The following is a 21390-nucleotide window of genomic DNA, read 5'->3' on the forward strand; positions in this document are numbered from 1 at the left end:
CGCCTTTCCTTGCTCCTGAGTCTTTGCATTAGATGATTTCGTCCGCCGCGCTCGTCGATTGGTTATTAGAAGGCCTGGAGCTGGATGCCAGCCTGTTTCATGTCGGCCGCTACTGTGGCGGCTGGCACGCCAGCACCCAGGGTATGGGCCATGCCAGCTTCCACTTGGTGGTGCAGGGCGATTGCTGGCTGCACCTCGACGGCCAGGCGCAGCCGGTGTGCCTGAGAAAAGGCGACGCCGTATTCCTGTTGCGCGACCTGGGTTATCGCCTGTCCAGCGACAAGGACGCGGCAGGCGCCTGTGCGCAACCGCGTCAAACCATGCAGGCGCTGGACAGCGCCGCCAGCGATGGGGTCGGCCTGGTCTGTGGCTTCTTCCGTTTCCAGTCGGGTTTGTCTTCGCTGATTGTCGAGGGCCTGGCCGACTGGATCCTGCTGCGTGCCGAAGACCCCGCCGGGAGCGCGGCGGGGGCGTTGTTCGGGCTGATCCTGGACGAATGCCAACGCCAAACCGGGCCTTCGCAAACCTTTCTGGAGCGCCTGACGCACTTGCTCTTTCTGTATGCACTGCGCCAGCAAGTGCATGCCGGGCAGCCCCTGGGCGGGCTGATCGCGCTTGCTCGGCAGCCGGCGTTCGCCGGGTTGCTCGAGCAACTGATCGAGCAACCCGGCCAAGCCTGGACACTGGAGAGCATGGCGGCCTGCACCGGGTTGTCGCGCTCGGCTTTCTTCAAACGCTTCAGCGAGCTGGCCGGGCAGTCGCCAGGCCAAGTGCTGCTGGCGTTGCGCATGCGCCATGCTTGCCGGTTGCTGCAGGCGGGCAACACGGTGGAGCAAGTGGGTGCACAGGTGGGGTACCAATCGGTGGCCGCTTTTACCCGGGCCTTCGCCAAGGCAGTAGGCATACAGCCAGGGGCCTACCGGCGCGGCCACGAAAGGCGTTAAGCGGCTCTACTGCGCCGCAAGCCGGCTTGCAAGGCGCCACGTTGAAGCTGATTTCCCGGATAAAACCGATAATTTTCCTTGGGTTTATCAGCAGATCCCGTAACTTGAATGCCTGTTCAAGAATGATGGCCATATGGCATCATCGCATCCAAAAACAGTAAAGAGGGTGAGACCTACAATCGACTTTGCGGTGCATCCCGAGCCTGGCGCCACTGCGGTGACACCGGTAGCCGCCTGCGTTCTCGAGGCCTGCACGCCACCATCAAGGAGTACCTCATGCAGTTAAGGAATTTGAAGATCGGCATTCGCGCAGCAAGCGCATTCACCCTGTTGGGCGTTCTGGTGCTGGTGATGGGCCTGATCGCACTTTACGAAACCCGGCAGATGGACAGCGCTACGGACGAGATCCGGGTGACCTGGATGCCGGCAGTGGTAGCCCTCAATGGAATCAGCACCGACCTGGGCCGCGCCCGCGCCCTTACGTTACGTGCCGCGCTCGACGACAACAGCGATGATCGCAAGCGCAACCTGCAGATGCTGGACAGCATCAACATCGAGCTTTCCAAGGGCTTGAAGCATTACGCTGGCATGGTAGCTGCCACCGATGACCAAACCCTGTTTAACGCTTTCATGACTGCCCATCAGCAGTATTCCGACGTACAGGGGCGTGTGCTGCAGGGGCTCACCAGCGGGCGGATGGACGACGCCAGGCAACTGATCAGCGGGCCGCTGACCCAAAGCGCCGATAGCATGATGCAGGCCATGACCGCGCTGATTGCCTACAACGGCACAAGTGCCGAGCAAGCCTCGCAGCGCAGCAGCGATGTGGCTGACGAAGCGTTCCAGGCGCTGATAGGCGCGCTGTTGGTGATTGTTCTGGCGCTTGCCGCCATCGCCACCCTGCTCACCCGCAGTATCGTGCGGCCGCTGGCCGAGGCCGTGGCCGTGGCTGAACGCGTGGCCACCGGCGACCTGACTCGCGAAATACAGGTGGTGGGCCGTGACGAACCGGCCTTGCTGCTGCGCGCGTTGAGCCGCATGCAGACCAGCCTGCGCGATACCATTCGGCAGATAGCCGCCTCGTCCGACCAACTGGCCTCGGCGTCCGAAGAGCTGCACACCGTTACCGAAGACACCAGCCGCGGCTTGCACCAGCAAAGTGCCGAAATCGACCAGGCGGCCACGGCCGTGAACCAGATGACCGCGGCGGTCGAAGAAGTGGCCAACAACGCGGTGAGCACCGCAGACGCTTCCAGAGGTGCCGACCAGACTACCCGCGATGGCCGCGACCGGGTCAACCAGGCGCTGGCCTCCATCCAGCACCTGGTGGCGGACGTGACCGGCACTTCCAGCGAAATCGAACAGCTGGCCAGCAATGCCAACGAGATCAGCCGGGTGCTGGATGTGATCGGTGCAATTGCCGGGCAGACCAACCTGCTGGCGCTCAACGCCGCCATCGAAGCCGCCCGCGCCGGTGAGGCAGGCCGTGGCTTTGCGGTGGTGGCGGACGAAGTTCGTGCCCTCGCCCACCGCACCCAGCAGTCGACGGCCGAAATCGAGCAGATGATTGCCGGGATCCAGAACGGCACCGAGCGCGCGGTGACCGCGATGCACAGCAGCCAGGGGCGTGCCACGGGCACGCTGGAAGTGGCCGAGGGCGCCGGGCAGGCGCTGGAGGTGATTGCCGAAGCGATGGCCTCGATCAACCAGCGTAACCTGGTGATAGCCAGTGCCTCGGAACAACAGGCGCAGGTGGCCCGTGAGGTGGACCGCAACCTGGTGAATATCCGTGACCTGGCCATGCAGACCTCGGCGGGGGCCAACCAGACCAGTGCGGCAGCGCAGGACCTGTCGCGCCTTGCCGTGGACCTGAATGGCATGGTGGCACAGTTCAAGGTCTGATCTGAAATAGCCGGGGCCGCATCGCGGCCCATCGCAGGCAAGCCAGCTCCTACAGAGGTTGCGTCAAGGCCAGGGTTTGCGCGGTACCTGTGGGAGATTCTATGGTTTCTGGCAAGGGTACCCGCAGCATCTCACAGGCACTGCATATCTTGTGACAAACACCTATCAGCCCTGATGCGACCCCTGTGGGAGCTGGCTTGCCTGCGATGGGCTGCGAAGCAGCCCCTGTTGCAGCCTCACGTGACTATCAGTCGTTCACACTCAAAACCCGCCCCGCCTTCTCGCCAGCCTTGCTGCGCGTGGCCAGGCAGTAGTACAGCGGCACCGTCACCAGCAAGCCGAACAGCCAGGACAGGTCGGCGCCTTCGACCAGGTTGGAGTACGGCCCGACATACAGCGAGGTATTGGCAAACGGCAGCTGCACCAGGATGCCGCAGGCATAGGCAACGATCGCATGGTGATTGAAGCGGCCATAGATGCCGCCGTCGGCACTGAAGATCGAGGCGATGTCGTACTGGCCCTTCTTGATCAGGTAGAAGTCGATCAGGTTGATCGAGGCCCACGGCACCAGCACCAACAGCAGCGCCAGGATCAGGCCGATGAACTGGCCGATGAAGTCTGCCGAGGCGTTCAGCGCGACCATACCGCAGCCCAGCAGTATGACCGAGGCCAGGATCACCCGAACCTTCACGCTGGGGGTCCACTGGGCAAAGAAGGTCTGGATTGCAGTCACGATCGACAGCACCGCGCCATACAGGTTGAGGGCGTTGTGGCTGATGATGTTGAGCAGGAACAGCACCATCAGGATCGGCCCCAGCCAGCCGGTGGCCTGCTTCACCGCGTCCATCGCATCGGTGCCTTGCGGCACGCACAGCACCGCCACCGCACCGAAGCTGAAGCACAAGATGGTGCCCAGGGTAGCGCCGAAATAAGTCGCCCAGAACGGCTTGGCAATGCCGACTTCACGCGGCAGGTAGCGTGAGTAGTCGGAGGTATACGGCGAGAAGCTGATCTGCCAGATCACACCCAGCGAGACGGTGGCGATGAAGCCCGACAGGTTGAAGGCGCCGCGGCTGAAGAAATCGGCAGGCAGGTCCTGGATGAACATCATGATGAAGCCGGCCAGCAGTGCCGAGCCCATCACCCAGGTGCCGATACGGTTGAGGATGTGGATGAAACGGTAGCCGACCACGCCGATGGCGGTGGCGCTCAAGGCGCCGATCACGATCGCCCCTGGCATCGGCACGCTCGGGCTGATGCCGTGGATGGTCTTGCCGGCCAACACGATGTTGGAAATGAAGAAGCCAACATAGATCAACGCCGTGAAGAACACGATCAGCAAGGCGCCATAGCGGCCGAACTGGCCACGGCTCTGCACCATCTGCGGAATGCCCAGCTGCGGTCCCTGCGCAGAGGCCAGGGCGATGACCACGCCCCCTACAAGATGGCCCAGCACGATGGCCACCAGCCCCCACAACAGGTTCAGGTGGAACACCTGTACCACCATGGCACCGGTGACGATCGGCAGTGGCGCAATGTTGGTGCTGAACCAGAGGGTGAACAGGTCGCGCGCCTTCCCATGGCGCTCGGCAGGTGGCACATAATCGACCGTGTGATTCTCGACAAACTGGTGTTGCGACGACGGTTGGGACATGGTTTTCAGCTCGAAAGGTCGTTTTTATCGTTGTAAGGAAACCGCATCTAGGCGGCCTCTCAGCTGCGGACCATATTATGGTATTCCAAACTTTTGACAACACTGATCCGCACGAAAAAGCGGCCACTGTTCTGCTTGAAAAACCCCTGCGACAAACCACCATACCGAGCAAAGCCCCGTATTCCGTGGCCTTGCGCCGCTCATCGTGAAAATGTGCGGCTGAAAATTCTGCTTGCAAAAAAGGTATTACGGTATACCATCAGACACATCAACGATAAAAACCGCGGACCACCGCAGCCTTTTAGAGGTAAACCCGATGATCGACGCAACCGTCTACAAGAACGTCCTGGGCTCCTTCCCGTCCGGCGTTACCGTCATCACCACCCTGGACGACGACGGCTCGGTCGTCGGCCTGACCGCCAGCGCATTTTCCTCCCTGTCGATGGAGCCGCCGCTGGTGCTGTTCTGCCCCAACTACAGCTCCGATTCCTACCCGATACTGATCAAGCAGAAGCGCTTCGCCATTCACCTGCTCTCGGGTGAGCAGCAGGCACACGCCTATGCGTTCGCCAAGAAAGGCAAAGACAAGGCCAACGGTATCGAGTGGACCCTCAGCGAGCTGGGCAACCCGATCCTGGCCGGCGCCACGGCGGTCATCGAGTGCGAACTGTGGCGCGAATACGAAGGTGGCGACCACGCCATCATGGTCGGCAAGGTGCACAACCTGATCGTTCCAGCCCAAGCGCCGCGGCCGATGGTGTATTGCCGCGGCAAGATGGCCAGCCTGCCGGCCTTGGCCTGAAGCCCATGGTGAATCGAGACAGCTGGCGCCACCCTGCCTGGCGCCAGCCCCTTTCAAGCGTTGAGGAAAGCCCCATGAAATTTTCGTTGTTCGTACACATGGAACGTTGGGATGAACAGGTCAGCCACCGCCAGTTGTTCGAAGACCTGACCGAACTGACCCTGATGGCCGAAGACGGCGGTTTCAGCACCGTGTGGATCGGCGAACACCACGCCATGGAATACACCATTTCGCCAAGCCCGATGCCGTTGCTGGCGTACCTGGCGGCACGCACCGAAAAGATCCGCCTGGGTGCCGGCACCATCATCGCGCCGTTCTGGAACCCGATTCGCGTGGCAGGTGAATGTGCCCTGCTCGACGTGATCAGCAACGGCCGCATGGAAGTGGGCCTGGCCCGTGGCGCGTACCAGTTCGAATTCGACCGCATGGCCGGTGGCATGTCGGCCACCGACGGCGGCAAGGCCCTGCGCGAGATGGTGCCGGTGGTGCGCAAGCTCTGGGAAGGTGACTATGCCCACGACGGCGAAGTCTACAAATTCCCCACTTCCACCAGCGTACCGAAGCCGTTCAACGCTACGCCGCCCATGTGGATCGCCGCCCGCGACCCGGACTCGCACAACTTTGCCGTGGCCAACGGCTGCAACGTCATGGTCACGCCGCTGATGAAGGGCGACGAAGAAGTACTCGACCTGAAGAACAAGTTCCAGGCCGCCCTGGACAACAACCCCGACGTACCGCGCCCGCAATTGATGGTGCTGCGCCACACCCACGTGCACAGCCCGGCCGAGCCGGACGGCTGGAAGGTCGGCGCCCAGGCCATTTCGCGCTTCTACCGCACCTTCGATGCCTGGTTCGGCAACAAGACCACCCCGGTCAACGGCTTCCTGGAGCCAAGCCCGGAGTCCAAGTTTGCCGAAGTGCCGGCGTTCCAGCTGGAGAACATCCGCAAGAACACCATGATCGGCACCCCGGAAGAGATCATCGCGCGTATCCGCTATTACCAGGAGCTGGGTGTCGACGAGTTCAGCTTCTGGTGCGACAACAGCCTGCCCCACGCCGAGAAGAAGAAGTCCCTCGAACTGTTCATCAAGGAAGTGGTACCGGCGTTCGCCTGAATTCCCATTGCCTGAAACATTGCGGGACACAGCCCGCTCCCGTGGGCCCATGCGGCTTGCGCGAGCGGGCTTTTTTAGCGGCAAGCTACAAGCAGAAGCAGAAGCAGATCTGCTTTCGACTTTCGACTTGCAGCTTACGACCAGCAACCTCCCGTCCCCCCCGCAAGAGAAATTTCCACCCCCCTCTTGCACAACAAATATTATGGTATACCATCAGACAACAAGAGCTGATAACCCTCACCAGGAGCCACCCATGAGTTTCGAAATCCGCAAGATCGTCACCTACTCCGAAGAGACCCGCATCGAAGGCGGCAAGGCCACCGACAAGCCGGTGACCATGGTCGGCCTGGCCGTGGTGATCAAGAACCCATGGGCCGGTCGCGGTTTCGTTGAAGATCTGAAGCCGGAAATCCGCGCCAACTGCTCGGAGCTGGGCGCGCTGATGGTCGAGCGCCTGACTGCCGCCATTGGTGGGGCCGACAAGATCGAGGCCTACGGCAAGGCCGCCGTGGTGGGTGCCGATGGCGAAATCGAGCACGCTTCGGCGGTGATCCACACCCTGCGCTTTGGCAACCACTACCGCGAAGCGGTACAGGCCAAGAGCTACCTGAGCTTCACCAACAAGCGTGGTGGCCCAGGCACCTCGATCCAGATCCCGATGATGCAGAAAGACGACGAGGGCCTGCGCTCGCACTACATCACCCTGGAGATGCAGATCGAAGACGCACCGCGTGCCGATGAAATCGTCGTGGTGCTGGGCGCTGCCGACGGCGGCCGCCTGCACCCGCGCATCGGCAACCGCTACATCGACCTGGAAGAACTGGCTGCCGAAAAAGCCAGCGCTCAATAACAACAACCAAGACGGGCCGGGGCGTGGCGTGCTTACCCGCCGCGCCCGACCTTCAAGGAGCGCCCTCCATGATTCAGCCTGTCGCTGAACGCACACCTGCCGGCACCAGCTACCTGTCCGTCGGCCAGGGCCAACCCGTGGTACTGATCCACGGCGTGGGCCTGAACAAGGAAATGTGGGGCGGTCAGTTCGTTGGCCTGGCCAACGACTACCGCGTCATCGCCTATGACATGCTCGGCCACGGGCAAAGCCGCGTGCCGGCTGCCGATACCCCGCTGGAAGGCTATGCCGACCAGCTCGCCGAACTGCTTGACCACCTGCAAATCGCCCAGGCCACGGTAATCGGCTTTTCCATGGGCGGCTTGGTTGCCAGGGCCTTTGCCCTCAACTACCCGCAGCGCCTGGCGGCACTGGTGGTTCTCAACAGCGTGTTCAACCGCAGCCCCGAGCAGAGCGCCGGCGTTATCGCCCGCGCCGCCCAAGCCGCAGAACTGGGCCCCGACGCCAACGTCGACGCCGCCCTCGAGCGCTGGTTCAGCCGTGAATACAAGGCCGCCAACCCGGCCCAGGTCGCCGCTATCCGCCAGGTACTGGCGAGCAATGACCCGCAGGGCTACCACACCACTTATTCGCTGTTCGCCACCCAGGACATGTACCGCGCCAGCGACCTGGGCAGCATCCAGGTGCCGACACTGATCGCCACCGGCGAGCTCGACTCGGGCTCCACACCGGCCATGACCCGCCAGCTCGCGGCGCGCATCCCAGGTGCGCACAGTGTGGTGCTGGCCGAGCAACGGCATATGATGGCGGTGGAAGCACCGCGTGAAGTCAACAAGATGCTGCTGGACTTCCTCGCGCAAGCCCGCACCCTTACCGAATCCGCCAAGGGGATTGTTGCATGACCCTCGTTCGTTTCCAGATGTGCATCGACGGCCAATGGCGCGATGCCCAGAGCGGCAAGACCTTCGACAGCCTCAACCCGGCCACCGCCCAGGCCTGGGCACAGTTGCCCGATGCCGACGAGGCCGATGTGGAGCTGGCCGTGCAGGCCGCCCAGCGTGCCTTCGACAGCAAGCAGTGGCGCAGCATCACGGCCACCGCGCGCGGCAAGCTGCTGCGTCGCCTGGGTGACCTGATTGCCGAGAACAAAGAGCACCTGGCGCAGCTGGAGAGCCGTGACAACGGCAAGCTGATTCGCGAAACCCGCGGCCAGGTCGGTTACCTGCCCGAGTTCTTCCACTACACCGCCGGCCTGGCCGACAAGCTCGAAGGTGGCACCCTGCCGCTGGACAAGCCCGACCTGTTCGCCTACACCGTGCACGAGCCGATCGGTGTGGTCGCCGGCATCATCCCGTGGAACAGCCCGCTGTACCTTACAGCGATCAAACTGGCCCCGGCCCTGGCGGCCGGCAACACCATCGTGCTCAAACCGTCCGAGCACGCTTCGGCGACCATCCTGGAGCTGGCCCGCCTGGCCCTGGAAGCCGGCTTCCCGCCGGGTGTCGTCAACGTGGTCACCGGCTACGGTCCAAGCACCGGCGCGGCGCTGACCCGCCACCCGCTGGTGCGCAAGATCGCCTTCACCGGCGGTGCAGCCACTGCCCGCCACGTGGTGCGCAGCAGTGCCGAGAACTTCGCCAAGCTGTCGCTGGAGCTGGGCGGCAAATCGCCGAACATCATCTTCGCCGATGCCGACCTGGACAGCGCCATCAACGGCGCTGTGGCCGGCATCTATGCCGCCTCAGGGCAAAGCTGCGTCGCCGGCTCGCGCCTGCTGGTGCAGGACGAGATCTTCGACGAGTTCGTCGAGCGCCTGATCGCCCGCGCCAAGCGTATCCGCATCGGCAACCCGCAGGACGATGCCAGCGAAATGGGCCCGATGGCGACCGCGCAGCAGTTGGCCGTGGTCGAAGGCCTGGTCGCCGCGGCCAAGGCTGAAGGCGCCAAGCTGCACATGGGTGGCAAGCGGGCCGAGGTCGAAGGCGAAGGCTGGTTCTACGAACCGACCCTGTTCGAGTGCGACAGCAACTCGATGACCATCATGCAGGAAGAAGTGTTCGGCCCGGTCGCGGCGGTCATCCGCTTCAAGACCGAGGAGCAGGCGCTGGAAATCGCCAACGACTCGCAGTTCGGCCTGGCGGCCGGTATCTGGACCCGCGACCTGGGCCGCGCCCACCGCCTGGCCCGTGACGTGCGCTCGGGCATCATCTGGGTCAACACCTACCGCGCCGTGTCGGCCATGGCCCCGATCGGCGGTTTCAAGAACAGCGGCTACGGCCGTGAGAGTGGCATCGATTCGGTGCTGGCCTATACCGAGCTGAAGACCGTGTGGATCAACCTGTCCACCGCGCCCATGCCCGACCCGTTTGTGATGCGCTAAGAGGTAGCACGAGATGATCGAACCTGGCATCTACAAAGACGTGATGGGCTCCTTCCCGTCCGGCGTCACGGTTGTCACCACCCTGGACGCCGACGGAGGCATCGTCGGCATCACCGCCAGTGCCTTCAGCGCCCTGTCGATCGACCCGGCGCTGGTGCTGTTCTGCCCCAACTACGCCTCTGACACCTACCCGATCCTGCGCGACAGCAAGCAGTTCGCGATCCACCTGCTGTCGGCCGAGCAAACCGCCGAGGCCTATGCGTTTGCCGGCAAGGGCAAGGACAAGGCCAAGGGCATCGAGTGGCACCTGAGCGAGCTGGGCAACCCGCTGCTGGCGAAGGCCACGGCGATCATCGAGTGCGAACTGTGGCGCGAGTATGACGGCGGGGACCATGCGATCATCGTGGGTGCGGTGAAGAACCTGGTGCTACCCGAGCAGCCGGTAACGCCGATGGTTTACCACAAGGGCAAGCTGGGCGCCCTGCCGCCTTTGGGCTGATAGACCTTTGAGCCGGCGTTGGCTTCTTCGCGGGCTTGCCCGCTCCCACAGGGACGGCGCAGTTCCTGAGACCTGCGCATTACCTGTGGGAGCGGGCAAGCCCGCGAAGAAGCCACCGCCGATGTCCCTGTTTCATTCCGGAGCACTGCGCATGAGCAATGCCAAGTACGATTTACCACAAGGGCAAGCTGGGCGCCCTGCCGCCTTTGGGCTGATAGATCTTTGAGCCGGCGTTGGCTGCTTCGCGGGCTTGCCCGCTCCCACAGGGACGGCGCAGTTCCTGAGACCTGCGCATTACCTGTGGGAGCGGGCAAGCCCGCGAAGAAGCCACCGCCGATGTCCCTGTTTCATTCCGGAGCACTGCGCATGAGCAATGACAAGTACGAGAAAGGCCTGCAAATCCGCACCCAGGTACTGGGCGAAGACTACGTCAACCGCTCGATTCAGAACGCCGACGACTTCACCAAGCCGTTGCAGGAACTGGTCACCGAATACTGCTGGGGCCACGTCTGGGGCCGTGAAGGCCTCTCGCTCAAAGAGCGCAGCATGATAAACTTGGCCATGATTTCCGCGCTCAACCGGCCCCACGAGCTCAAGCTGCACATTCGCGGCGCATTGCGTAATGGCCTGAGCCGTGAACAGATTCGCGAGATCCTGCTCCAGGTCGGCATTTATTGCGGCGTGCCCGCGGCGGTGGACAGCTTCCGCCTGGCCCGCGAAGCGTTCGCTGAAGCCGATGCGGAGCCAACCCGTTAACACCGGGCTGTTCGAACCCACGCAAGGAGCACCCAAGGTTCGTGGTGCTATTGCGGTTGCGGCCGGGCAGCCTCTTTAAGAGCGCACTTGATGAAACGCCAGCCACTCGACGACAGCTTCAAGGTCAACCGCAACCCCGTTACCCTGCGCGAAATCGTGCTAGACAAGCTGCGCGCGGCGATCATGAACTTCCACCTGCTGCCTGGCGACCGCCTGGTCGAACGCGACCTCTGCGACCGCCTTGGGGTCAGCCGTACCTCGGTACGCGAAGCGCTGCGTCACCTGGAATCCGAAGGCCTGGTGGAATTCGCCGACGCCAAGGGCCCACGGGTGGCCATCATCACCCTGGAAGACGCCCGCGACATCTACGAGCTGCGTTGCGTACTCGAAGGCCTGATCGTGCAGCTGTTCACCCTCAACGCCAAGGCCAAGGACATCCGTGCCCTGGAACGCGCGCTGGAGGTCAACCGCGAAGCCTTGGAAGAAGGCGAGTTGCAGCAGGTGCTGGACTCGGTTCAAGGCTTCTACGACGTGCTGCTGGAAGGCTCCGGCAACCAGGTAGCGGCGCAGCAGTTGCGCCAGTTGCAGGCACGCATCAGCTACCTGCGCGCCACCTCGGTGTCGCAGGAAAACCGCCGTGGCGCCAGCAACCGCGAGATGGAAAAGATGGTCGAGGCGATCAAGGGTGGCGACCCGCTGGTTGCCCACCAGGCCTCGGTCGACCATGTGCGTGCGGCTGCCAAGGTAGCCCTGGATTACCTGCGCCAGAAGCAGGAAGACCACGTCAAGGTGCGCGACATCGTCGAGCCCCTGGCGCTGAAGGATCCACGTATTTAACGCCACCCACAGGCCGCTGATCATGCCTAACGCCCCGCGCTACTGCCCGCACTGCACCAAGGAACTGGCCCGGGGCGTTCCTGCAGGTGACACCCACGAACGCCTGCATTGTGGCGGCTGCGGCTACATCCACTACATCAACCCGAAGATCATCGCCGGGTGCATCATCGAGCGCGACGGCAAGTACCTGCTGTGCCAGCGTGCCATCCCGCCACGCCCCGGCACCTGGACCTTGCCGGCGGGCTTCATGGAGGCTGGCGAGACCACCGAGCAGGCGGCGCTGCGCGAAGTGTGGGAAGAGAGCGGCGTGCGGGCCGACATCATTTCCCCGTACTCGATTTTCAGCGTGCCGAAAATCAGCGAGGTCTACATCATCTTCCGCGCCATCGTGACCGAAGAAACCGGGCAATACGGGCCGGAAACGTTGGCGTACAAGTTCTTCGCACCGGATGAGATCCCTTGGGATCAGATCTACTACCCGGCGATCCGGCAGATTCTCGAACGTTACATCCTGGAGCGGCAGGCTGGGGTGTATGGCATGTACATGGGTAATGACGATACCGGCAAGGTGCACTTCATGCGTTAGCCGGTGCTGGCCCTGTGCCCCAAAAATGCCCGGGTCGCACCAGCAAAGCTCACCCATCACCGCCCACACAACGCGCACCCCCTCTACCCCAAGCCCTTCAGCCAACTGGCACCCTCCTTGCTACCGTCAGCCGCTTAAGCTTTTGTCAGCCTTAGGTTTTTTAAGGCTTAAAGGTACATATTTACTAATTTCCCGTTACCCCAGCGGCCCGCATCATCGCTCCAACAAGAACGCGTCGCCCATCGCCGGCACGCACCCGGGCAGTTGCCAATGCCCTACCTTGCCTTGGAGTCAGTCATGACCAGTGCAGCCAATTCGGCACCCCTCATAGAAAAACACACGATCGGCTATGTGCCACCGCAAGACCGCCATGGAAAGGTAAGGGATCTGTTCACGCTGTGGTTCGGCGGCAACATTGCGCCGTTGCCCATCGTCACCGGCGCGTTGGGCGTGCAGCTGTTTCACCTGAACCTGGTATGGGGCATCGTCGCCATCCTGGTGGGCCACCTGCTCGGTGGCGTGCTGATGGCCCTGCACTCGGCCCAGGGCCCGCAAATGGGCATCCCGCAGATGATCCAGAGCCGTGCCCAGTTCGGTACCTTGGGCGCGCTGCTGGTGGTAGTGATTGCCGGGGTCATGTACATCGGCTTCTTCGCCTCCAACATCGTGCTCGCCGGCAAGTCTTTGCACGGTGTGGTCGACGCAGTACCGGTGCCGGTCGGCATCGTCATCGGCGCGCTGGGTTCGGGCATCATCGGCATCATCGGCTACCGCTTCATCCACGTCCTCAACCGCATCGGCACCTGGGTGCTGGGTATCGGCATCGTGGTCGGCTTCGGCTATATCTTCACCCATGTGCAGAGCGACGACTTCCTCAGCCGCGGCAGCTTCAACTTGGCCGGCTGGCTGGCCACCGTGTCGCTGGCGGCGCTGTGGCAAATCGCCTTTGCGCCCTACGTGTCGGACTACTCACGCTACCTGCCGGCAGACGTGAAAGTCAGCTCGACCTTCTGGACCACCTACCTGGGCTCGGCCCTGGGTTCGAGCCTGTCGTTCATCTTCGGCGCCGTGGCGGTACTGGCCATTCCGGCCGGCATGGACACCATGGATGCGGTCAAACTGGCCACCGGGACCCTCGGCCCCGTCATGCTGGTACTGTTCCTGCTCAGCGTCATCAGCCACAACGCCCTCAACCTGTATGGCGCGGTGCTGTCGATCATCACCTTGGTGCAAACCTTCGCCTACCGCTGGATCCCGACCGCCAAGAGCCGCGCGGTACTGTCGCTGATCGTGCTGTCGGCGTGCTGCGTGGTCGCCGTGTTCGCTTCGGCGGACTTCATTGGCCACTTCGTCGACATGGTGCTGGTCTTGCTGGTGGTGCTGGTGCCGTGGACGGCGATCAACCTCATCGACTTCTATGCCATCCACAAGGGCGACTACGACATCCAGTCGATCTTCCAGGTCGATGGCGGTATCTATGGCCGTTACAACCCGCAGGCACTGCTCGCTTATGCGGTGGGTATCGTGGTGCAGATCCCGTTCATGAACACGCCGCTGTACGTGGGGCCGATTTCCGAGCACATCAACGGCGCCGACCTGTCGTGGCTGGTAGGGCTGGCGGTGACTTCGCCGCTGTACTGGTGGCTGGCCAGCCGTGACAGTGCTTACCGGCGCCGGCAGCTGAGTGCCAAGTTGGCCATGGGGCACTGAGTTTGCTGCGCCGGCAAATCCCAGCAGATGGTTGTGCACCATCGCTGGGAGCTCCGATGCCGGAAGCTGACCCATACATGACCGAGCACCGCAGGTGGGGCGCTCGGTCGCAGCGCCCCCTGCCCCTCAAGCCGAACTCTAACCTCCCTCCGGCAACAAGCTGCGATCAAACATGAACACCCGCCCACCCAGCGGCGTGTGCTGATACAACTGCTGTGGCCGGCCCAGCCTGGGCTGGTTCTTCTCCCCGGTGTCCTTCACCCACCCCAGCTCACGCAAGCGCTCCAGGCGCTTACGCAGCGAGGTGCTGTTCACCGTCTGCCCCAGGCATGCCTGAACCGCCCCCAGGGCATCGAGCACGGTGAATTTCTCCGCCAGCAGGTACAGCGGCAGGCTGCTGTACACGGTCTTTGCCGCCAGCCGCTCGCGGGCCCGCTCCACCAGCAACGTGTGGTCGAAAGGCAAGAGCACCTTGCGCGCCAACACACTGTCCAGGTCGAAAAACGCCAACTGCTCACCCAAGGCTGCCTGCCCAGGGCCGATCAAGGCGAGGTAATAGGTGCTCAGCGACCAGCCCCGCGGATCGCGAAACGCATTGCCCTCGGTACCCACCTGCTCCATGTAGCACGGCACCAGCCGGGTTTTTTCGCGTAACGCGCGCTCGGCCGCGGCCTCCAGGCTGATGTCAGGGGTTCGACCATTGACGATCACCCCCGGCAACGCCCACTGGCCGGCGTGCGGCTCGCGCTCACGGCGGTGCAACAACACTTGCAGATGCTGCGCATCGGGGGCCAGGCGCAGGGTCACGATATCGACACTGGCCAGGACTTCAACTGTACTCACCGGGTTGCTCCTCGTTCACTGGCCTAATAATCCACCAGAGACACTAAGTAAATCAACAAGCAAATCCATAGGGATAGACGCTTGACATACTTAGATCACCAGGTAGATTATGTGGAGAGTCCAGCAAGGAGAACCGCCATGAAAATCGCCAGTTTCGATGTCGATGCGCAGAACGGCTTCACCGGCAACGCGCCGCAGGAACTCCCGGTTCCCGAAGGCCATGAAATTGCGGTTGACCTCAACACCATGGCCCTGCGCGCCGACCTGCGCCTGGGCAGCAAAGACGCCCACCCGGCCAATGCCGCCTGGGTTGTCGCCGACCCGGCGCACATGCTGCAGCCCCTGCAAATGGCCAACGCCGACCTGACCTGGGTCAGCCACTGCGTCCCCGGCACCCCTGGGTTCGAGCTGCTGCCTGGCCTGCCGGCGCCCATCGATTACGACTACTTCGTGTGGAAGGGTGTCGAGCCCGACCTGCACCCCTACGGCGCCTGCTATCACGACCTCGCCGAGCGCCGTTCCACGGGGGTCATCGAATACCTCAAGGTGCAGCAGGTCGGCGCGGTGATCGTCGGCGGCCTGGCCCTGGACTACTGCGTCAAGACCACCGCCCGGCAACTGCGCCAGGCCGGCTTCGAGGTGCTGCTGTACCTGCCGGCCTGCCGTGCGCTGACTCAGGCAGGCGCTATCGAGGCGTGCGGCGCCTTGGCCGCCGAGGGGGTCATCCTCTGCGGCGACGAAGCCGCGCTCGACCACCAGCTTGCCCTGATCAAGGAACAACGCCCATGAGCGAAAGTGTTTTCGGCCCACGCATCATCCAGAACCTGCTGGACACCGACTTCTACAAGATCACCATGATGCAGGCAGTGCTGCACAACTACCCCAACGCCGAAGTGGAGTGGGAGTTTCGTTGCCGCAACGACGAAGACTTGTCTCCCTACCTGGCTGAAATCCGCTACCAGGTAGAACAGCTGGCCGAGGTCACGGTGACCCACGACCAGTTGGCCTATCTGGAGAAAATCCCCTTCCTCAAACCGGATTTCATTCGCTTTCTAAGCCTGTTCCGTTTCAACCTGCGCTATGTACAGGTGGGCCTGGACGCCGCCGGGCAACTGGCAGTGCGCGTCCGCGGGCCCTGGTTGCACGTGATTCTCTACGAGATCCCGCTGCTGGCGATCATCAGCGAGGTGCGCAACCGTTACCGCTACCGTGACGTGGTGATCGAACAGGTCGGCGAGCGCTTGTACCAGAAGCTCGACTGGCTGAAAGCCGAGGCCAGTGCACAAGAGCTGGCCGGTTTCCAGTTGGCGGACTTCGGCACGCGTCGGCGCTTCTCCTACCGGGTGCAGGAAGAAGTGGTGCACATCCTCAAGCATGATTTCCCGGGGCGCTTCGTTGGCACCAGCAACGTGCACCTGGCGCGTGAGTTCGAGCTCAAGCCCCTGGGTACCATGGCCCACGAATGGTTCATGGCACACCAGCAGTTGGGCCCGCGCCTGGTCGACAGCCAGGCCGCTGCGCTGGAATGCTGGGTCAGGGAGTACCGTGGGCTGCTCGGCATAGCGCTGACCGACTGCATTACCATGGATGCCTTCCTCGGCGATTTCGATCTGTATTTCGCCAAGCTGTTCGATGGCTTGCGGCACGACTCTGGCGATCCACTGGCGTGGGCGGAAAAAGCCATTGCCCACTATGAGCGGCTGGGGATCGACCCAAAGAGCAAGACCCTGATTTTCTCCGATGGGCTGGATTTTACCAAGGCGCTGGGGCTGTATCGGGCGTTGCATGAGCGGATCAATGTGAGCTTCGGCATTGGTACCCAGCTGACGTGCGATATCCCGGGGGTAGCGCCGATGAACATGGTGATCAAGATGACCGCGTGCAATGGGGCGCCGGTGGCGAAAATTTCCGATAGCCCTGGCAAGACCCAGTGCCGGGACGAGAATTTCGTGGCCTATATGAAACACGTTTTCAAGGTGAATTGATGGCGGCTGTGCCGGCTTCATCGCGGGTGATCTTGCGCCCACCAGGCCGGCACTGTCAGTCCACCTGCGGCCCCTCCTGTCCCCCACCCTAGGAAGCTGCCAATAAACCCTCCGGCGGCATAAGCTGAAACGGGCCGACTAATCTGTGCGGCCCGCCTTAACACGTTAGAAATTGAAGGTATAACGCATGATCAATCGATTTTCATTGGCGCTGTCCGCATAGGTCGATCGGTTCGTAGCGTTACGCCATTGAAAAGAGACGCCTTTGGCTGGGCCACTCTGGATGACATAAGAGAGGTCGGTCACTCGCTCCCACTCTTCACCCTCGCTCCCATTTTGACGAAGTGAAGCGGCTTGGCGGGTTGTTAGCAGAGCAGGATCAATATCATCGCCTTTCGTATATCGGGTGGTGAAAAGCAATCCAGGCACGCCCAACGCGGCGAAGTCATAATCGTATCGGGCGAACCAGACACGCTCGTTGGGCGCAGTGAATGTACTGACCAGCGACTCACCGAACAGGTAGGTATCTGTGCCGTTTATGAACGCAAATGGCGTGTCGCCCCACGCCTTCTGATAGCCGCCCCCGATAATGTGCCCATTTATGCTATAAGCAACGTAGCTACTCAGTGTCCGGTTATCTACGCTACCCAGTTTTTTGGCGCCGGTTTCGCTGGCATCGAAAAAGCGAACATCCGCAATGACATCCCCCTTCAAAAACGGCCGACTGACTTTGATTTCGCCGAAGTAGGACTTGTAGAGATCATCAAGTTCGGCGGCGTGCAGGCTAAGTCGCATGTCCTTATCAGCTTTGTAATCGAAGGCAATGTAATTGTAATGGTCAGCTTCGACCGGGGCATAGCCAAATACCGTGAGTGATTCGAAATCGGTAGAGTTACGCTGTTTCACAGCGTTGACCCTTGTGGCCGTAACCGTCAATGCATCAATATCGTTGACCGTCAGAGAACCCCCGCGAAAAACCTGAGGCAAAAGGCGACTGTTATTGCTCCAGAGTAAAGGCATCAGAGGACTTAGCCCTCCTACTCTCAACTCAGTCTTGCCTACCCTGGCTTTGGCGGTGGCCACGAATTTTCCATACTCGTCTTCCACGTTTCTGTCGGAATCGAAGGGCAATAGTCCAGATCCCGTTCTGTCAGGGCTAGCGTCAAGCTTGACCCCCAACAAGCCCATGGCGTCGATACCGAAGCCCACGGGGCCTTCTGTGAAGCCGGATTGCAGGTTCAGGATAAAGCCCTGTGCCCACTCATCGCGCTTGGACTGCGCAGCCCCATCATTACGGAAATCGCGATTGTAATAAAAGTTTCGAAGTTCGAGACCACCTTTGAAATCTTCCACGAACGCAGCAGAAACATAAGGCGTCACCAGCAGAGCAGCAGAACAGGCTAATGACTTTTTATTAAAACCACCCATCACAGGCACCCTTATTATTGTTGTGTGTTTGTGCATGAGCCGCAGGTCACCCCCATGCAAATGATGAACGTTGACCCCCTGCCTACAGCGCCGATATCAGGTCAGATCGTGTGAAACAATGACCTTGTTCCTCACCACCGTGGAGTCCGCGCGCGACTGGTTGATCAGGGTCACAGCAACAGCACCTACCAGACCGGCAAGGCCGATTGCCATGAAGTTCTGCTCCAGCGGCAAGGCCATCGATACGAGTGCCCCAATCAAAACGGGCGCGACTATCGCTCCGATACGACCGACCCCCGACGCAAAGCCCACACCCGTTGAACGGATGGTGGGGGGGTAAAAATCCCCGGCATACGCATAGGCCAGAAGTTGGGTACCGAGCGTGGAGCCACCCACGATGAACACGACGACGAAGAGCAGTTCAGTAGAACGCGTGTAACCCATTAGCGTGAGTGCAACTGCACCGACCACGTAAAACACCACCAACACCTGCTTGATGCTGAATTTATCGCTGAGCCAGCCACCGAAAAGTGCACCGAATATCGACCCGAGGTTGAACACAATAACGAAATTCAGGGCGGAACCGAGGCTGAAACCCGCCATGGCCATGAGCTTGGTGAGCCATGAGTTGAGCGCATATACCATGAAAAGCCCAGTAATGAACGCCAGCCAGATCATGACGGTGCTGTAGGCACGCCCTTCCTGGAAAAGGCTTCGTACAGGCTTGTCTTGCTCGGCAACAATATGAGGGTTACCGACAAGCGTAGTGTCATCCTTGATCATAAGTTCGGGACGAAGACGACGTGCAATGATTTTCAACTCGTCTTCCCGACCTTGCTTCAACAGGAAGCCGATAGAGTCGGGCATGGTCTTCAATATGAAAGGAATCAAAAAGACTGGTAGGGCTGCTACGTAGAAAACATATTGCCAGCCGTAGCTTTCAATCAGTTGCTTACCCGTGAGCGCTACCAAAATTCCGCCCACCGAATAGCCCGCGAAAACGAGGGTCACCAAGCGGGTGCGAACCTTCATGGGCGAGAACTCTCCCATCTGCGCCGTGCAGATAGGCAACACACCGCCGATCCCCAACCCTGCGATAAAGCGCAGGATGCTAAAGGTTAACGGATTGTCAGTAAAACCGGCGGCAGCAGTGAATAGGCTGAAGAGAGCCACACAGATTGCAATCATCTTTGGCCGACCTATACGGTCTGCCAGCGTCCCCAGGAAAATTGCCCCCAGCATGGTGCCAAACAAGGCTGAGCCAGCCATAACGCCGGCACTGGTTGCGTCAATTTGCATATCAACCATGATGGCTGGCAGTGCTGCCCCCACCACCGCCAAGTCGTAACCATCAATGATCAGTATCAGCACGCACCAAAAAAGAATCAACCCATGAAAGCGATTGAACTTAGACTCTCCGGCCAACGTGAACACATTCAAAGCACTCATACCGTATCTCCTTCAATCTTATTTTTTTCTACTGAAGTGTACTTACGTGTCGCGATCGCAGGCCAATCCAACATGCTCGACTGTCTGGATGAAACTGCCAGGACTGTCTTTCAGACCAGGCACAATTTACGCACCAGCCCCATGCCTGAAGCCGAAGTACTTGCGGTAACTATTTTGATAAACGCGAGGTAGCGAGCCAGCACTTGGCGCTGACACGGTCAGGGACATTCTTTCCGGCCACCACAACCACTCACGTCACGCCTGTTGGTCTCGAACGGTGATGATGGAGAGGCAGAAGTCGAGTTCGCCTAATTCGGGCGTTTGGGAGAGCAATCATTAAAACGGGTGCGGGCAATCAGGTCTTCAAATGTGCAGTGTGTACTGACACCGTGAGAGCCTTCGCCAAAGAGGTCGCTTTGGTCAGCTTGAGCATTGCAATCACAGCGTTCAATACATGCACTCACAGACAACCAGGGTCCACATGTCTGAAGATCAACAACATGCTGATAGCCAAAGCTAGGTAACGCAGGAAAGTTACAAGGCATCACGATGCGTCCCTCTGATTTGTTCTTATTGGGGAGAAGTCGCTGAAGCGTCAGAAAAATAATCGCCTTCGAATGACGTGCGTGACAATGGTAAAAGCGCCCAAAATCTGTGACCGGATTTGCCACTCACGATCGATAACTTCAGAAGGATTGTCCACTCACTTGCAGTGATAGAGCGGTGAGGGGGAGTATCGGTGCGGGCGACGTTTTGTGCTATGCCATGCACAACGCCAGAAACCGCGCCGCCGCCCGCGAGGGCGTAGCGGCGTGCGGCATCAATATGGAAAAACGACGCACCAATGCATGGGGATGCACCTGCAACCGTTGCAAAGCACCGTCTTCGTGGCGTATGGACATGGCTGAAACAAAGCCGATGCCCATGCCGGCACGCACCGCTTCCTTCACCCCCTCCACACCGGCGATTTCCAGCGCCACACGCATGGCTACGCCATCACGTGCGAATGCCCGCTCAACGACCTGCCGCACCCCCGAGCCGCTTTCACGCAACACCAACGGATAGGCCCCCAGCGCCGCCAATGGCTGCTTGCGCGTGCCTGCCAGGGGATGCCCGCGCGGCACGATCGCCACGATTTCGTCCTCGTGCCACGGCGTGGTGTGCGTGCCCAGGGGCAACTCATGGCCGGGTGGCCCCTCGATCAGGGCGATATCAACGCTGTCCAGTGCCGCCACGATCTCCGCCGTGTTGCCATGCGAGGTCGTCACCAGCACGTCCGGGTACTGCCGATGAAAATCGGCAATCAGGTAAGGCAACAGGTAACTGGCGGGCGTGGTGCTGGCGCCAATGCGCAAGGTGCCGCGCTCCAACCCGCGCATGGCCTCGCGCAGGGCTTGGGCCTGGCGGAAGGTATCGCGCAGGCGCTCGGCGTGTGCGAGCAGTTGCTCGCCAGCCGCTGTCAGGCGCACGCCACGACCGGCCCGTTGGTAGAGGGGTTCGCCGAACGCCTCCTGCAGCAGCTTGAGCTGCCCGGAAACCGCAGGCTGCGACAGGTGCAGGGCCTGGGCCGCATGGCTGATGTTGCCATGCTCGGCAACGGTGGCGAATGTTATCAGCTGTTCTGGGGTCATGAACTCAAAATATCAGCAA

19 protein-coding genes are annotated in these 21390 nt (G+C 61.1%); 14 read left to right on the forward strand and 5 right to left on the reverse strand.

The window, feature by feature from the left end; all coding sequences use genetic code 11:
- Positions 1 to 32: 32 nt before the first annotated feature.
- Entirely contained in the window at positions 33 to 944 is a 912-nt protein-coding gene (locus K4A76_RS13570; RefSeq protein WP_274410473.1) for an AraC family transcriptional regulator, read from the forward strand.
- Positions 945 to 1220: 276 nt separating this feature from the next.
- Positions 1221 to 2846 carry a methyl-accepting chemotaxis protein gene (locus K4A76_RS13575; protein WP_274410474.1) on the forward strand — a complete coding sequence of 542 codons (1626 nt, stop codon included), beginning with the start codon at positions 1221 to 1223 and terminating at the stop codon, positions 2844 to 2846.
- 247 nt (positions 2847 to 3093) lie between these two features.
- Here K4A76_RS13575 and K4A76_RS13580 read toward each other — a convergent pair whose 3' ends face one another.
- Positions 3094 to 4500 (reverse strand): purine-cytosine permease family protein, encoded by a 1407-nt coding sequence (locus K4A76_RS13580; protein ID WP_274410475.1) that lies wholly within the window; start codon positions 4498 to 4500, stop codon positions 3094 to 3096.
- A 316-nt stretch (positions 4501 to 4816) separates the two neighbouring features.
- On the opposite strand from K4A76_RS13580, the gene K4A76_RS13585 reads away from it, so the two are divergent.
- The 10 genes from K4A76_RS13585 to K4A76_RS13630 all read left to right on the forward strand — a co-directional run bounded on the left by K4A76_RS13585 (position 4817) and on the right by K4A76_RS13630 (position 14035).
- Positions 4817 to 5302, forward strand: a complete 486-nt coding sequence (locus K4A76_RS13585) for a flavin reductase family protein (protein WP_274410476.1) — start codon at positions 4817 to 4819, stop codon at positions 5300 to 5302.
- Between the two features lie 74 nt (positions 5303 to 5376).
- Positions 5377 to 6417: an LLM class flavin-dependent oxidoreductase gene (locus tag K4A76_RS13590; protein WP_274410477.1), complete on the forward strand. Its 1041-nt coding sequence runs from the start codon at positions 5377 to 5379 to the stop codon at positions 6415 to 6417.
- Positions 6418 to 6670: 253 nt separating this feature from the next.
- The gene (locus tag K4A76_RS13595) at positions 6671 to 7267 is read left to right on the forward strand and encodes an amino acid synthesis family protein (protein ID WP_029613156.1); all 597 of its coding nucleotides are present in this window, start codon (positions 6671 to 6673) and stop codon (positions 7265 to 7267) included.
- A 68-nt stretch (positions 7268 to 7335) separates the two neighbouring features.
- On the forward strand, positions 7336 to 8169 hold the full coding sequence (locus tag K4A76_RS13600; RefSeq protein ID WP_029887620.1) for an alpha/beta fold hydrolase: 834 nt from the start codon (positions 7336 to 7338) through the stop codon (positions 8167 to 8169).
- Entirely contained in the window at positions 8166 to 9647 is a 1482-nt protein-coding gene (locus K4A76_RS13605) for an aldehyde dehydrogenase (RefSeq protein WP_054912259.1), read from the forward strand. Before K4A76_RS13600 ends, K4A76_RS13605 begins: the two co-directional genes overlap by 4 nt.
- Before the next feature lie 13 nt (positions 9648 to 9660).
- A complete protein-coding gene (locus tag K4A76_RS13610; protein ID WP_047150252.1) occupies positions 9661 to 10146 on the forward strand; it encodes a flavin reductase family protein in 486 nt (161 codons plus the stop codon).
- 366 nt (positions 10147 to 10512) lie between these two features.
- The gene (locus tag K4A76_RS13615) at positions 10513 to 10902 is read left to right on the forward strand and encodes a carboxymuconolactone decarboxylase family protein (RefSeq protein WP_009683727.1); all 390 of its coding nucleotides are present in this window, start codon (positions 10513 to 10515) and stop codon (positions 10900 to 10902) included.
- Between the two features lie 90 nt (positions 10903 to 10992).
- Complete coding sequence (locus K4A76_RS13620; RefSeq protein WP_009683726.1) at positions 10993 to 11739, forward strand: GntR family transcriptional regulator; 747 nt, start codon at positions 10993 to 10995, stop codon at positions 11737 to 11739.
- A gap of 22 nt (positions 11740 to 11761) precedes the next feature.
- Positions 11762 to 12325 (forward strand): NUDIX hydrolase, encoded by a 564-nt coding sequence (locus K4A76_RS13625; protein WP_047150251.1) that lies wholly within the window; start codon positions 11762 to 11764, stop codon positions 12323 to 12325.
- A gap of 297 nt (positions 12326 to 12622) precedes the next feature.
- Positions 12623 to 14035: a purine-cytosine permease family protein gene (locus K4A76_RS13630; protein ID WP_047150250.1), complete on the forward strand. Its 1413-nt coding sequence runs from the start codon at positions 12623 to 12625 to the stop codon at positions 14033 to 14035.
- Between the two features lie 138 nt (positions 14036 to 14173).
- Here K4A76_RS13630 and K4A76_RS13635 read toward each other — a convergent pair whose 3' ends face one another.
- Positions 14174 to 14878: an NUDIX hydrolase gene (locus K4A76_RS13635; protein WP_047150249.1), complete on the reverse strand. Its 705-nt coding sequence runs from the start codon at positions 14876 to 14878 to the stop codon at positions 14174 to 14176.
- Positions 14879 to 15016: 138 nt separating this feature from the next.
- Between K4A76_RS13635 and K4A76_RS13640 the strand changes: the two genes are divergently transcribed.
- Both K4A76_RS13640 and pncB read left to right on the forward strand, forming a co-directional pair.
- Positions 15017 to 15667: an isochorismatase family protein gene (locus tag K4A76_RS13640; protein WP_009683721.1), complete on the forward strand. Its 651-nt coding sequence runs from the start codon at positions 15017 to 15019 to the stop codon at positions 15665 to 15667.
- Positions 15664 to 16863: a nicotinate phosphoribosyltransferase gene (gene pncB / locus K4A76_RS13645; protein WP_054882070.1), complete on the forward strand. Its 1200-nt coding sequence runs from the start codon at positions 15664 to 15666 to the stop codon at positions 16861 to 16863. The genes K4A76_RS13640 and pncB overlap by 4 nt, the downstream gene beginning before the upstream one ends.
- A gap of 165 nt (positions 16864 to 17028) precedes the next feature.
- Here pncB and K4A76_RS13650 read toward each other — a convergent pair whose 3' ends face one another.
- The 3 genes from K4A76_RS13650 to K4A76_RS13660 form a co-directional block, all read right to left on the reverse strand.
- Positions 17029 to 18291 carry an OprD family porin gene (locus tag K4A76_RS13650; protein ID WP_115294230.1) on the reverse strand — a complete coding sequence of 421 codons (1263 nt, stop codon included), beginning with the start codon at positions 18289 to 18291 and terminating at the stop codon, positions 17029 to 17031.
- A 96-nt stretch (positions 18292 to 18387) separates the two neighbouring features.
- A complete protein-coding gene (locus K4A76_RS13655; protein ID WP_029887978.1) occupies positions 18388 to 19740 on the reverse strand; it encodes an MFS transporter in 1353 nt (450 codons plus the stop codon).
- 758 nt (positions 19741 to 20498) lie between these two features.
- On the reverse strand, positions 20499 to 21371 hold the full coding sequence (locus K4A76_RS13660) for a LysR family transcriptional regulator (RefSeq protein WP_274410478.1): 873 nt from the start codon (positions 21369 to 21371) through the stop codon (positions 20499 to 20501).
- Between the last annotated feature and the right edge of the window lie 19 nt (positions 21372 to 21390).

This window comes from Pseudomonas sp. NEEL19, from assembly GCF_028751975.1.
GTDB lineage: Bacteria > Pseudomonadota > Gammaproteobacteria > Pseudomonadales > Pseudomonadaceae > Aquipseudomonas > Aquipseudomonas juntendi.